At 64.7% G+C, this 12847-nt stretch carries 12 protein-coding genes; 9 read left to right on the top strand and 3 right to left on the bottom strand.

Features of this window, described 5'->3' with window-relative positions; translation table 11 throughout:
- Positions 1 to 237: 237 nt before the first annotated feature.
- Genes GBJ34_RS12615 through GBJ34_RS12625 form a run of 3 tightly spaced genes read left to right on the top strand, consistent with a single transcriptional unit; the run spans position 238 to position 4421 of the window.
- Positions 238 to 1977, top strand: a complete 1740-nt coding sequence (locus GBJ34_RS12615) for a relaxase/mobilization nuclease domain-containing protein (protein WP_080620499.1) — start codon at positions 238 to 240, stop codon at positions 1975 to 1977.
- Between the two features lie 25 nt (positions 1978 to 2002).
- A complete protein-coding gene (locus GBJ34_RS12620; RefSeq protein WP_089389005.1) occupies positions 2003 to 3988 on the top strand; it encodes a conjugal transfer protein TraG in 1986 nt (661 codons plus the stop codon).
- A 4-nt stretch (positions 3989 to 3992) separates the two neighbouring features.
- On the top strand, positions 3993 to 4421 hold the full coding sequence (locus tag GBJ34_RS12625; protein WP_080620500.1) for a ribbon-helix-helix protein, CopG family: 429 nt from the start codon (positions 3993 to 3995) through the stop codon (positions 4419 to 4421).
- A 101-nt stretch (positions 4422 to 4522) separates the two neighbouring features.
- Here GBJ34_RS12625 and GBJ34_RS12630 read toward each other — a convergent pair whose 3' ends face one another.
- The 3 genes from GBJ34_RS12630 to GBJ34_RS12640 are packed head-to-tail and all read right to left on the bottom strand — an operon-like array spanning position 4523 to position 6727.
- A complete protein-coding gene (locus GBJ34_RS12630; protein WP_080620501.1) occupies positions 4523 to 5083 on the bottom strand; it encodes a pyridoxamine 5'-phosphate oxidase family protein in 561 nt (186 codons plus the stop codon).
- Positions 5080 to 6018 carry a DMT family transporter gene (locus tag GBJ34_RS12635; RefSeq protein ID WP_080620502.1) on the bottom strand — a complete coding sequence of 313 codons (939 nt, stop codon included), beginning with the start codon at positions 6016 to 6018 and terminating at the stop codon, positions 5080 to 5082. Before GBJ34_RS12635 ends, GBJ34_RS12630 begins: the two co-directional genes overlap by 4 nt.
- Positions 6019 to 6022: 4 nt before the next feature.
- Positions 6023 to 6727 carry an SDR family oxidoreductase gene (locus GBJ34_RS12640; RefSeq protein WP_080620503.1) on the bottom strand — a complete coding sequence of 235 codons (705 nt, stop codon included), beginning with the start codon at positions 6725 to 6727 and terminating at the stop codon, positions 6023 to 6025.
- A gap of 127 nt (positions 6728 to 6854) precedes the next feature.
- On the opposite strand from GBJ34_RS12640, the gene gcvA reads away from it, so the two are divergent.
- The 6 genes from gcvA (at position 6855) to trbJ (ending at position 12836) form a co-directional block, all read left to right on the top strand.
- Complete coding sequence (gcvA, locus tag GBJ34_RS12645; RefSeq protein ID WP_080620504.1) at positions 6855 to 7742, top strand: transcriptional regulator GcvA; 888 nt, start codon at positions 6855 to 6857, stop codon at positions 7740 to 7742.
- A 239-nt stretch (positions 7743 to 7981) separates the two neighbouring features.
- Positions 7982 to 8932: a P-type conjugative transfer ATPase TrbB gene (gene trbB, locus GBJ34_RS12650; protein ID WP_425274181.1), complete on the top strand. Its 951-nt coding sequence runs from the start codon at positions 7982 to 7984 to the stop codon at positions 8930 to 8932.
- Positions 8929 to 9258, top strand: coding sequence for a TrbC/VirB2 family protein (locus GBJ34_RS12655; protein WP_028710779.1), 330 nt, complete (start codon positions 8929 to 8931; stop codon positions 9256 to 9258). The genes trbB and GBJ34_RS12655 overlap by 4 nt, the downstream gene beginning before the upstream one ends.
- On the top strand, positions 9258 to 9539 hold the full coding sequence (locus tag GBJ34_RS12660; protein WP_080620506.1) for a VirB3 family type IV secretion system protein: 282 nt from the start codon (positions 9258 to 9260) through the stop codon (positions 9537 to 9539). The genes GBJ34_RS12655 and GBJ34_RS12660 overlap by 1 nt, the downstream gene beginning before the upstream one ends.
- Before the next feature lie 10 nt (positions 9540 to 9549).
- A complete protein-coding gene (trbE, locus tag GBJ34_RS12665; protein ID WP_080620507.1) occupies positions 9550 to 12060 on the top strand; it encodes a conjugal transfer protein TrbE in 2511 nt (836 codons plus the stop codon).
- Positions 12057 to 12836 carry a P-type conjugative transfer protein TrbJ gene (trbJ, locus tag GBJ34_RS12670; RefSeq protein WP_080620508.1) on the top strand — a complete coding sequence of 260 codons (780 nt, stop codon included), beginning with the start codon at positions 12057 to 12059 and terminating at the stop codon, positions 12834 to 12836. The genes trbE and trbJ overlap by 4 nt, the downstream gene beginning before the upstream one ends.
- Positions 12837 to 12847: the final 11 nt, after the last annotated feature.

Here is a 12847-nt window from a genome sequence, read left to right on the forward strand (position 1 = left end):
CCGTGCGGTTTCGCATCCTGTCGACCGCTGGCGTGTCATGGAGGGCGCGGGGGGTGGCGGCAGGCACCACGACCGGAAGATGGCAGGATAAAAGCGCGCACGGTGCGGCTCGGTCGGTCGGTTGTTTTTGTTCATGTTTTCGGCGCGTTCCGCACCGTGCCGCGCATTCGCGCACCGTGCGCCTCGCGCCCATCCTCCTGAATTTCCTTACTGTCTTGCACCGTGCGGGGCTGTGTCATGTCCGATGAACACGAGTTCCGCATAAGGCCGGGGCGCATCCGCTCGACCCGCGCTCAGCAGACCCGGCCCTTCATCGCGCAGGCGCTCGCCGCCGCGAAGAAGGCCGGCGGTGGCGTCTCTCGATCCGGCCGCGTGACTTCCGGCAATCGCTCCCGCTTCGGGCGCGGCCAGCGCGCCAGCGTCCAGGCCAATCGTCTCATCACCACCCGCACACGCGGCGCCGTCGTCAAGGCGCGCGTGGTGCGCAACATGGCATGGTCCGCGCCGCTCGGAACGCATCTCGATTATCTCCGCCGTGACGGCGTGACCCGAGATGGCGAGAAGGCACGGCTGTTCGGGCCGGGAACGGAGGATGCCGATGGTCGCGCCTTCGCGGAGCGGTGCGGCGATGACCGGCATCATTTCCGGTTCATCGTCTCGCCCGACGACGCGCCGGATATTTCCGACCTCCGATCATTCACGCGCGATCTTGTCGGCCAGATGGAAAAGGATCTCGGGACGCGCCTCGACTGGGTGGCGGTCGATCACTGGAACACCGCGCATCCGCATGTCCATCTGATCGTGCGCGGTGTTCGCGACGATGGGCAGGACCTCGTGATCTCCCGCGACTACATCAAGGAGGGGATGCGGGACCGGGCGCGCGATCTCATCACCCAGGAGCTGGGGCCGCGCACCGATCTCGACATTCACCGTGCGCTAGAGGCCCAGATCGAGGCGGAACGCTGGACCCAGCTCGACCGGCAGCTTGTCCGTGATGCGGGAAAATCCGGCATCGTCGATCTTGCCCCGCTCGCCAGCCGACCGCAGGACGAGTTCCATACGCTGAAGGTCGGGCGGCTGCGCACCCTCGAAATCCTCGGCGTCGCCGGGCAGATCGGCCATTCGCAATGGTTCATCAAGCCCGAGGCCGAGACGGTCTTGCGCGAACTCGGCGAGCGCGGCGACATCATCAAGCGCATGCACCGTGCCCTGATCGCGCGCGGCATCGAACGCGGCTCGGCCAGCTATGTCCTCGCCGGCGAAAGCCTCGACGTTCCCGTCATCGGCCGCCTGGTCGAGCGCGGCCTTGACGACGAGTTGAAGGGCACGGCCTATGCCGTCGTCGATGGCGTCGACGGACGCACCCACCACATCAAGCTCCCTCATCTCGATGCCGCCGGTGACAGCCCGCCCGGCTCAATCGTCGAGTTGCGCGCCTATGAAGATGCGCAAGGTGCGCGCCGCGTCGCGCTCGCTGTCCGCTCCGATCTTGATCTCGGTGCGCAGGTGGGGGCCTCGGGCGCGACCTGGCTCGACCGCCAGGCCATCGCCCGCGAGCCGGTTCCTCTCTCGGATAGCGGCTTCGGCGCCGAGGTCCGTCAGGCACTGGACGAGCGGGCGGAGCATCTGATCGGCGAGGATCTCGCGGAGCGGCAAGGCGGGCGCGTCGTCTTCGCTCGCCGGCTATTGAACACGCTGCGCAGGCGCGAACTCGACAGTCTCGGCGAGAAGCTCGCGGCCGAGACCGGCATGTCCTTCGAGCGCGCCGCCAGCGGCGAATATGTCGCCGGCTCCTATCGCCAGCGCTTCGCGCTCGCCTCAGGCCGCTTCGCCATGATCGACGATGGCCTCGGCTTCCAGCTCGTGCCCTGGTCGCCCTCCATTGAGAAGCAGATCGGCCGTCACGTCTCCGGCATCGCCCGCGACGACGGCGGTGTCGATTGGGACTTCGGGCGCAAGCGCGGCCTCGGCCTCTGACCTCAATCGGAAAGGAACCAACCCCATGTCCGCCACCAAGATCCTCTGGGGACAGATCAGCGTCGTCTTCCTCATCATCCTCGCCACCACCTGGGGCGCCACCCAATATGTCGCCTGGAGCCTTGCCTATCAGGCGCAACTCGGGCCGCCCTGGTTCGAGCTGTTCGGCACCCCGATCTACTATCCGCCCGCACTCTTCTGGTGGTGGTATTTCTATGAAGCCTATGCGCCGCCGATCTTCGCCAAGGGCGGGATCATCGCGGCCTCGGGCGGCTTCATCGCCATCGCGGTCGCCATCGGCATGTCAGTCTGGCGCGCGCGCGAGGCGAAGAACGTCGCCACCTATGGCTCGGCGCGATGGGCGGAGAAACCCGAGGTGAAGGCGGCCGGCCTGCTCGATCCCGATGGTGTCGTCCTTGGCCGGTATGATCGCGAGTATCTGCGCCATGATGGACCGGAGCATGTGCTGTGCTTTGCCCCGACACGTTCGGGCAAGGGCGTCGGCCTGGTGGTGCCGACGCTGTTGACCTGGCCCGGCTCGGCCATCGTCCACGACATCAAGGGCGAGAACTGGCAGCTTACCTCGGGTTTCCGGGCACGCCATGGCCGCGTGCTGCTCTTCGACCCAACCAACCCAAAGTCCTCGGCCTACAATCCGCTGCTCGAGGTGCGCCGCGGCGAGTGGGAGGTGCGCGACGTCCAGAACATTGCCGACATCCTCGTCGACCCCGAAGGCTCGTTGGACAAAAGGAATCACTGGGAAAAAACCAGCCATTCGCTCCTCGTCGGCGCCATCCTTCATGTCCTCTATGCGGAGCCCGACAAGACCCTCGCCGGCGTGGCACGATTCCTCTCCGATCCGAAGCGCCCGGTGGATTCCACCCTGCGCGCCATGATGGAAACCGCGCATCTCGGTGACGCAGGACCGCACCCCGTCATCGCCAGCGCCGCGCGGGAGCTGCGCAACAAATCCGAGAACGAGCGGTCCGGCGTGTTGTCGACGGCGATGTCGTTTCTCGGCCTCTATCGAGATCCGGTCGTGGCCGAGGTCACGCGCCGCTCAGACTGGCGCATCAGCGACATTGTGGGAGGCGATCAGCCGACCACGCTCTACCTCGTCGTGCCGCCCTCCGACATCAACCGCACCAAGCCCTTGATGCGACTGCTGCTGAATCAGGTCGGCCGCCGCCTGACCGAGGATCTGCAGGCGAACACGGGGCGGCATCGGCTGCTCTTGATGCTCGACGAGTTTCCGGCGTTGGGCAGGCTCGACTTCTTCGAGACGGCCCTGGCCTTCATGGCGGGCTATGGTCTCAAGAGCTTCCTGATCGCGCAGTCGCTGAACCAGATCGAGAAAGCCTATGGCCCGAACAACTCTATCCTCGACAACTGCCATGTGCGGGTGAGCTTTGCGACGAATGACGAACGCACCGCCAAGCGAGTCTCGGACGCGCTCGGCACTGCTACCGAGATGAAGGCGATGAAGAACTACGCCGGGCACCGGCTGTCGCCCTGGCTCGGGCACCTCATGGTTTCGCGCTCGGAAACCGCCCGCCAGTTGCTGACGCCGGGCGAGATCATGCAGCTTCCCCCGCATGAGGAGATCGTCATGGTGGCGGGCATCCCCCCGATCCGGGCGACGAAGGCGCGCTACTACGAGGACGCCCGGTTTCGCGAGCGTGTTCTGTCACCACCTGAATTGCAGCGCCCTGAGGGAGCCCGGCCCGACGACTGGACCACGCTTCCGCTCCCGGCGCGGCCGGAAGCCGCCGTGGATGAGGACAACCCCACGACGGATGACGAGGATACGACCGAATCCGAACGCCGCTTGCAGCCAGAACTCAGCCGGGTGAAGCCGGTGGAGAAGAAAAAGCCCATCGAGAACGAGTTTGAGTTCGCCCCGCCCGATGATGTCGACGAGGAGGCTGTCCAGAACCGGCGGATGATCCGGCAGGTCCAGGGGATTGCCCGGCAGGTTGCCATGGACCCGAACGACGGCATGGACCTATAGGACCATGATGCAACGCAAGAAGAAATCAAAGGTCACGATCTATCTCGATCCAGACCTCACTGCGGCGCTGGCCGACTTCGCCGCACGCCGGGATCGGTCGCAATCCATGATCGCCGAGGCTGCCATCGCATCCTTCGTGTCGCCGGATGATGCTGAGCGCCGCGAGGCGATCGTCGCCAAGCGACTCGACCAGATCGACCGCCGCATGACGCGGGTAGAGCGTGATGTCGGCATCGCCGTCGAGAGCCTGGCGGTATTCATTCGTTTCTGGCTGATGACGACGCCAGCCTTGCCCGAGCCGGCGGCAAAGGCGGCAAAGGCCAAATCGGCCGAGCGATACGAGGCGTTCATCACTGCGCTCGGCCGACGCCTCGCACAGGGACCGAAGCTGCGGCAGGAGATTACCGAGGATGTAGCGGCAGCGGACGAATAGATCGTCAGGCGGAGTGCTTGCATTAATGCCGATCCCGTAAACTGCTTTTTCGCGGCGATGGCGCGACGGAGGCGAACGCTACAACTATCGCAAAACCGTTCTTAGGGCACGATCCAGCGTCCTTCCCAGCCGTGGAGCCCTTGCCTAAAGCTGCATCGCCTGTGCGGCTCCGAGGAAAGATCCAATCGTTCCACATGGCTTATGACGATCTCGACCAGGCAGAACCGCGCATAGGCGGTCGCCGGATCGCTATCGTCGGTTTCCATTTCATTCGGCGAGGCCAGCACTGTCCCCGGCGGCAGTGCCGACCGAAAGAGGATATGTGTATGCGGGCGCAGCGCGTTCCAGAAGTCCCGCCGCCTCGTCTCGTCTTCGATGATCTCCGCCCGACCGTCGATGCGCAGTTGAACGACCCTCTCATTGTCGAAGCCGGCAAGCGATACGCACGGATTGGCCGTGATCTCCCGAACCTTGGGCGAACGCAGGTCGGTGATGAAGGACAGACTCGTAGATGCCTCGTTGAAGCTGCGCAGCACGATGGTTCGGATCTTCGGCGCACCGTCCTCGCCGACGGTCGCGAGTTGCATCAGCGTAAAGGGCGTTCGCTGTTTGACCGCATCGGCCAGCACCAGCCAGACATCATGGAGCAATGCCTGCTTCATGGTGCTTTTCCGGCAGGAGCAAGGCCGACACCGGCATCTGGCTCGACCTCCGGTGCCACCTTCCGCGACCCGAACTGAAGCAGAGCGACCCCCGCGAGGATGAGGCACATCGCCAGGTAGCCGATCAGCTGGATCGCCTCGCCGACGAACACGACGCCGATCACCAGGGCCACGACCGGAGGAATGTAGGTAACGCTCGAAGCCGCCAGCGCACCGAGGTTTTCGACGATGTGATAATAGGCGACATAGGCAAGGCCGGTTCCGCAGAGGCCAAGACCGATGACAAGGCCGATCCAGGCCCGGTCGTCGGCGAAGACCGCGCCAATCCCCTCGACCGGGATCACCATGAACAGCAGAAGCATTGCGATGCCGATCTGGTAGGTCGTCAAGGCGGCGGCTGGCAGCTTCAGCGGGCTGACGAATTTTCTGGCATAGACGAAGGAGCAACCGACGCTGAAGGTGCCCGCGATCATCCAGGCGACCCCTGCCATCTCGATGTCGCCACCGACCGACCACGGCTGCGCGATCAGCAACACGCCGAGAAAGCCGAGGGCGACGCCGACCGCCTTTGTCGCCGTGATGCGTTCCTCGCGCAGGAAAAGGAAAGCGCAGACGAAGGTGAAGAGCGGGATCGCCCCGCTCAGCATTCCGGCGATGCTCGACGGCAGCAAGGCCGTGCCCTTGGCGAAGGCGAAATAGTAAAGCGCGGTCGCCACCAGCGCCATGACCGCGAAATGATGCACATGACGGGCATGGCTCCATCGCAGTTCGCCCCGAGACAGCGCGAACAGAAAAACAGGGAGGAAGCCGAAGACCACGCGCAGCAGCGTGATCTGAGCCGGCGTGATGTATTCCGCTGCCCATTTGACGAAGATGAAATTGCTTCCCCAGATGAATCCGAGGAAGCAGAAGGCAAGCCAGGCGGTTTTCTTCATGGGCTTACACGGCGCGGGTGACGCCGCCGTCGACCCGGATATTCTGGCCAGTGATATAGGCCGCGCCATCGGAAGCGAGGAAGGCAACCGTCGCCGCGATTTCCTCGGAGGTGCCGTAACGCTTCAAAGGCACGCCGTCGCGGCGCTCCTCGGTCGCGGGGAGACTGTCGATCCAGCCGGGCAGCACGTTGTTCATGCGGATGTTGTCGGCCGCATAGGTATCGGCGAAGATCTTGGTGAAAGATGCGAGCCCGGCACGAGCAACGGCCGAGGTCGGGAACATCGCACTCGGCTCGAAGGCCCAGGCCGTCGAGATGTTGATAATGACGCCGCCCTTCTGCTTCTGCATGGTCGGAGCGACGAGCCGAGCCGGCCGCACGACGTTCAGGAAATAGGTGTCGAACCCTGCGTGCCAGTCCTCGTCGGTGATTTCGAGGATCTGCTTGCGCGGGCCGTGGCCGGCGCTGTTGACCAGCACGTCGATACGTCCCCAACGCTCAAGGGTGCCGTCGACGAGGCGCTTCAAGTCGTCATTCGACTGGTTCGAGCCCGTGACGCCGAAGCCCCCGAGTTCCTGTGCCAGTGCCTCACCCTTGCCAGAGGACGAGAGAACCGCGACCTTGAACCCATCTGCCGCCAGCCGGCGCGCAGCAGCCGCGCCCATTCCACTACCGCCAGCCGTGATGATTGCGATTTTTTCTACTGTCATATCCGTGGCCTCTGAAAGAGAATTGATCGTGGAAGCCGCCTATACGGAGGCACTATGGATTGGTATCATCCTTTGAAACGGGATACGAACCAGTTCCACTCCCATCACTCTGTAGAAAATCTATCCTATGCCGGAAGGTTTCCCTCGACTCCCCTCGCTCAACGGCCTGCGCGTATTCGAGGTCGTGACGCGGCATCTCAACTTCCGGCTCGCGGCCGAGGAGCTGGGCGTCACGCAAGGGGCGGTCGCGCAGCAGATTCGCGGGCTGGAAGCCGAACTCGGGCTGAAGCTGTTTGAGCGCCAGCCACGCACGCTGGCCTTGACGGAGGCGGGCCGCAGCTACGTTGCCAATATCCGCCGGGCGTTCGAGTTGATCGCCGAGGCGACCGAAATGCTGAAGCCGGAACCCAGGCACCTGACCATCAGCGTCACGCCGACCTTCGCATCACGCTGGCTGATCCCGCGCCTGCCAGATTTTACCGCCACACACCCGGATATAGACCTTCGTATCCTTGCCACGGATCGGCTTTCCAGCTTCCAGACGGATGCGGTCGACATCGCCGTGCGCTATGGGCGGCCACCCTTCGGGGCGGGCCTCAACACCGAACTCCTGTTCGAGCAGGTGATCGTCGCAGTTGCCAGCCCGCTTCTCCTCGAAAAGCTCGGTCCGCCCGACGAGGACGACAATCTCACGCGCTATGCGCTCCTACACGACGCACATAATTTCTGGCCACAGTTCCTCGAACGAGCCTATCCGGGTGGCGTGACCGCCTCAGCCAAGAACATTCGCTTCAACCAGACATCGCTCGCCGTTGACGCGGCTGTCGCCGGTCAGGGTCTGGCGTTAGCGAGCCTGTTCTTCGTGCAGGACGATATTGATGCAGGCCGCCTCGCGCGCCCCTTCGCGACGGAATTGCGCGTCGGTTCGGACTTCTACCTGGTTTCGCCGCGCAAGCCGCGCCACCCTGAACCGACAGCGGATGTGCGGAGCTGGCTCCTGACCGCCGCGCGATGAACCGAATCACCTGACAAGGACCAAGGCGCTGCTTTCAGGCTTGGTCCTAGATGGGGTCACCGCCGTTCTCCTGTATTTGCGCGCTACGCTACTACGACGGTCGAAACTTGTTGAAACGACCCGATTTGGGTCTCTTTTAGTCATCCCCATCCGGGGATCGTCTCTCGCCTCCCCGGTGGAACGGGGACGAGATGGCAGGCATCAACCACAAACAGGCAACGGTGGACCGCGGCGCGCGTATGCTCCGGACGGCGCTCGGGCCTGCCATCTCAACCTTGCTGCAAGACCCGTCTGTCGTCGAGGTCATGCTGAATCCCGACGGGCGCATCTGGGTCGACCGGCTGTCCGAAGGGCTGGCCGATACCGGCGAGATCCTGTCCGCCGCCGATGGCGAGCGCATCGTGCGGCTGGTGGCCCACCATGTCGGCGTCGAAGTGCATGCGCGCAGCCCACGGGTCTCGGCGGAGCTGCCGGAATCGGGAGAGCGCTTCGAGGGGTTGCTGCCCCCGGTGGTGTCCTCGCCTGCCTTCGCCATCCGCAAACCCGCCGTCGCGGTGTTCACCCTCGATGACTATGTGGCGGCCGGCATCATGTCCGAGGATCAGGCAGAAGCACTCCGCGCCGCCGTCCAGTCGCGCGCGAACATCCTGGTCGCGGGCGGCACGTCCACCGGCAAGACCACGCTGACCAATGCGCTGCTCGCCGAGGTGGCGAATACGCAGGATCGGGTCGTAATCATCGAGGATACCCGCGAGTTGCAATGCGCGGCGCCCAATCTGGTCGCCATGCGGACCAAGGATGGTGTCGCCACTCTGTCCGATCTGGTGCGCTCGTCCTTGCGCCTGCGCCCCGACCGTATCCCGATCGGTGAGGTCCGTGGGGCCGAAGCTCTGGACCTGCTCAAAGCCTGGGGCACCGGCCACCCCGGAGGGATCGGAACGATCCATGCCGGTTCCGGCATCGGCGCGCTGCGCCGCCTCGAACAACTCATCCAGGAAGCGGTCGTCACCGTGCCGCGCGCGATGATCGCGGAAACCATCGACCTTGTTGCCGTCCTCTCCGGGCGCGGTTCCGCCCGCCGCCTTGCCGAGCTTGCCCGCGTCGAGGGGCTCGGGCCGGACGGAGACTACCGAATTTCCTCAGCCTTTTCAGAACCCGACACCACTCACAACACTGGAGAACCTGCATGATCCGTCGTGCCTTCCGTATCCGCCACCATATCGCAACCGCATCGGCCTTCGCCTGGGTGAGCCTGATGACGTCCCCGGCCTGGGCCTCCGGCTCCTCCATGCCCTGGGAGGCGCCGCTGCAATCCATCCTCGAATCCGTCGAAGGTCCAGTGGCGAAAATCGTGGCGGTGATCATCATCATCGTCACGGGCCTGACACTGGCCTTCGGCGATACCGGCGGCGGTTTCCGGCGGCTGATCCAGATCGTCTTCGGCATCTCCATCGCCTTCGCGGCATCGAGCTTCTTCCTGTCGTTCTTCAGCTTCGGCGGGGGGGCGCTGGTCTGATGGCCGTGAGCTTCGAGGCCCTCGATACCGTGCCGGGCTTCGCGGTGCCGGTTCACCGCGCCCTGACCGAGCCGATCCTGCTCGGCGGGGCGCCCCGATCCGTCGCGATCCTCAACGGCACGCTGGCTGGCGCCGTCGGCCTCGGCCTTCAGCTATGGCTTGCAGGCATCCTGATCTGGGCCGTCGGTCACATCGCCGCCGTCTGGGCCGCCAAACGCGATCCGCTCTTCGTCGAGGTCGCGCGCCGCCATCTTCGCATCCCCGGCCATCTTTCGGTGTGAGGCACGAGCCATGATGAATCTCGCAGAATACCGTCGCACCGCCTCACGCCTTGCCGACTACCTTCCCTGGGTGGCGCTGGTCGGCTCCGGCGTCGTGCTGAACAAGGACGGCTCGTTCCAGCGCACGGCGAAGTTCCGTGGTCCCGATCTGGATTCCGCCGTCGCGGCCGAGCTGGTCGCGGTGGCCGGGCGGCTGAACAACGCCTTCCGCCGTCTCGGCTCCGGCTGGGCCATCTTTGTCGAAGCACAGCGGTCGGAAGCCGCAAGCTATCCCGCAAGCCGCTTCCCCGATCCGGCCTCGGCGCTGGTCGATGCCGAGCGGAAGGCCGATTTCGAGGAGGAGGGCAGCCATTTCGTCTCTGGCTACTTCCTGACCTTCCTGTGGCTCCCGCCCGCCGAAGATGCCGCACGTTCCGAGTCCTGGCTGTATGAAGGGCGCGAGACCTCGGGCGTGAACCCCTGGGAACTGGTGCGCGGCTTCATCGACCGCACCGACCGCGTGCTGGCGCTGCTCGACGGCTTCATGCCCGAGTGCCGATGGCTCGATGACGCCGGCACGCTGACCTACCTCCACTCGACGATTTCGACCAACCGGCATCGCGTCCGCGTGCCCGAAACTCCGGTCTATCTCGATGCGCTGCTGGCCGATCAGCCGCTGACCGGCGGCCTGGAACCCCGACTGGGCAATCAACATCTCCGGCTTCTGACGATCACCGGCTTTCCGGGCACCACCACACCCGGCCTGCTCGACGAGATGAACCGGCTGGCCTTTCCCTACCGATGGTCCACCCGCGCCATCCTTATGGACAAGACCGACGCGACCCGGCTGCTGACGAAGATCAGGCGGCAATGGTTCGCCAAGCGCAAGAGCATCGCGGCGATCATCAAGGAGGTGATGACCAACGAGCAATCTGCGCTCGTGGATACCGATGCGGCGAACAAGGCCGCCGACGCGGACATGGCCTTGCAGGAACTCGGCGCCGACATGGCCGGGATGGCCTATGTCACGGCGACCGTCACCGTCTGGGACGAGGACGCCCGCCGCGCCGACGAAAAGCTGCGGCTGGTCGAAAAGATCATCCAGTCCCGCGATTTCAGCGTCATGGTCGAGACGGTCAATGCCGTCGACGCCTGGCTCGGCAGCCTGCCCGGACATGCCTATGCCAATGTCCGGCAGCCGCCGGTCTCGACGCTCAACCTTGCCCACATGGTCCCTTCGTCCGCCGTGTGGGCGGGGCCGGAACGCGACGATCATCTCGGCGCACCCCCACTGCTTTACGGCAGGACCGAGGGATCGACGCCGTTCCGGCTTTCCCTGCATGTGGGCGACGTGGGCCATACCCTCGTCGTCGGACCGACCGGCGCGGGCAAATCCGTGCTGCTGGCGCTGATGGCCTTGCAGTTTCGCCGCTATCCGCGCGCTCAGGTCTTTGCCTTCGATTTCGGGGGGTCCATCCGCGCCTGCGCCCTCGCCATGCAAGGGGACTGGCACGATCTTGGCGGCGAGCTGACCGATGCGGCCGATGCTTCCGTCTCGCTGCAACCGCTGGCTCGTATTCACCAGACCTCCGAGCGCGCCTGGGCTGCGGACTGGATCGTCGCGATCCTGATGCGCGAGAACATCCAGATCACCCCGGACGTCAAGGAACATATTTGGACGGCGCTGACTTCGCTTGCTTCCGCCCCGGTCGGCGAACGCACCATCACCGGCCTTGCCGTGCTGCTCCAGTCCAACGACCTGAAACAGGCGCTACGGCCTTATTGCGTCGGCGGCCCGTATGGTCGGCTGCTCGACGCCGAGAGCGAACATCTCGGTTCGGCCGATGTCCAGGCATTTGAAATCGAGGGCCTCGTCGGCACCGGCGCAGCGCCCGCCGTCCTCTCCTATCTCTTCCACCGCATCGGCGATCGGTTGGGTGGGCAACCTACGCTGCTGATCATCGACGAGGGCTGGCTTGCGCTGGACGACGAAGGGTTCGCGGACCAACTCAGAGAATGGCTCAAGACCCTGCGCAAGAAGAACGCCAGCGTCATCTTCGCCACGCAGTCGCTGTCCGACATCGACAATTCCGCCATTGCTCCGGCCATCATTGAAAGCTGCCCGACGCGACTCCTCTTGCCGAACGAGCGCGCCATCGAACCCCAGATCACCGCGATCTATCGCCGCTTTGGCCTCAATGATCGCCAGATCGAAATCCTGGCCAGGGCGACTCCGAAGCGGGACTACTACTGCCAGTCGCGGCGTGGCAACCGCCTGTTCGATCTTGGATTGTCGGAGGTCGGTCTGGCGCTCTGCGCCGCCTCGGCCAAATCCGATCAGGCCCTGATCACCGAAATCCTCGCTGAACACGGTGGCGACGGGTTCCTCTCGGCCTGGCTCCGGGCACGCGACGTCGATTGGGCCGCCGATCTCATCCCGGACCTCACCAATCTCGCGACCGAAAGCGAGACCCTGCCGCCGACGGTCGCTGACCTCGGCGAAATCGAACTCATCCTGGAAGAAGAGGAGATTACCCCATGACGCGCACAATTCCCCGGCTCACCCGCATCGCCAGCGCTTCGGCGCTCGCCCTTGCGCTCACCGCACCGCTGGCGCTGACCCCGATGTTCACGACACCGGCCCACGCCTTCTTCGGCATTGGGCGGATCGTCTATGACCCGACCAACCACGCGGAGAACCTGCTGACCGCCGCCCGCACTCTGGAACAGATCAACAACCAGATCACCTCGCTCCAGAACGAGGCGCAGATGCTGATCAACCAGGCCCGCAACCTCGCGAGCCTGCCCTACAGTTCGCTTCAGGCGCTTCAGCAGAACGTCCAACGCACCCAGCAGCTTCTCGGGCAGGCCCAGAACATCGCCTTCGATGTGCAGAACATCGACCAGATGTTCCAGCAGGATTATGGCAACCTTTCCCTCACGGCCACCGACCAGCAGCTCATTGCGGATGCCCGAACCCGCTGGGAAAATACCGTCGGGGGTCTTCAGGACGCGATGCGGGTGCAGGCGGGTGTCGTCGGCAATATCGACAGCAACCGCGCGGAGATGTCCGCGCTCGTCGGCGAAAGCCAAGGGGCGACCGGCGCGCTTCAGGCCACCCAAGCCGGCAATCAGCTTCTCGCCCTCCAGTCGCAGCAGCTTTCCGACCTGATCGCGGTCATCTCGGCCAACGGCCGGGCCGACGCCCTGATGGAAGCCGAACGCGCGACCGCCGCCGAACAGGGCCGCATCCAGCGCGAACGCTTCCTGACACCGGGCTCGGGCTACCAGCCCGGCAACGCCCAGATGTTCAACTGACGCCGGGGAGG

It is taken from the genome of Gemmobacter serpentinus (assembly GCF_008973825.1).
Lineage (GTDB): Bacteria > Pseudomonadota > Alphaproteobacteria > Rhodobacterales > Rhodobacteraceae > Gemmobacter > Gemmobacter serpentinus.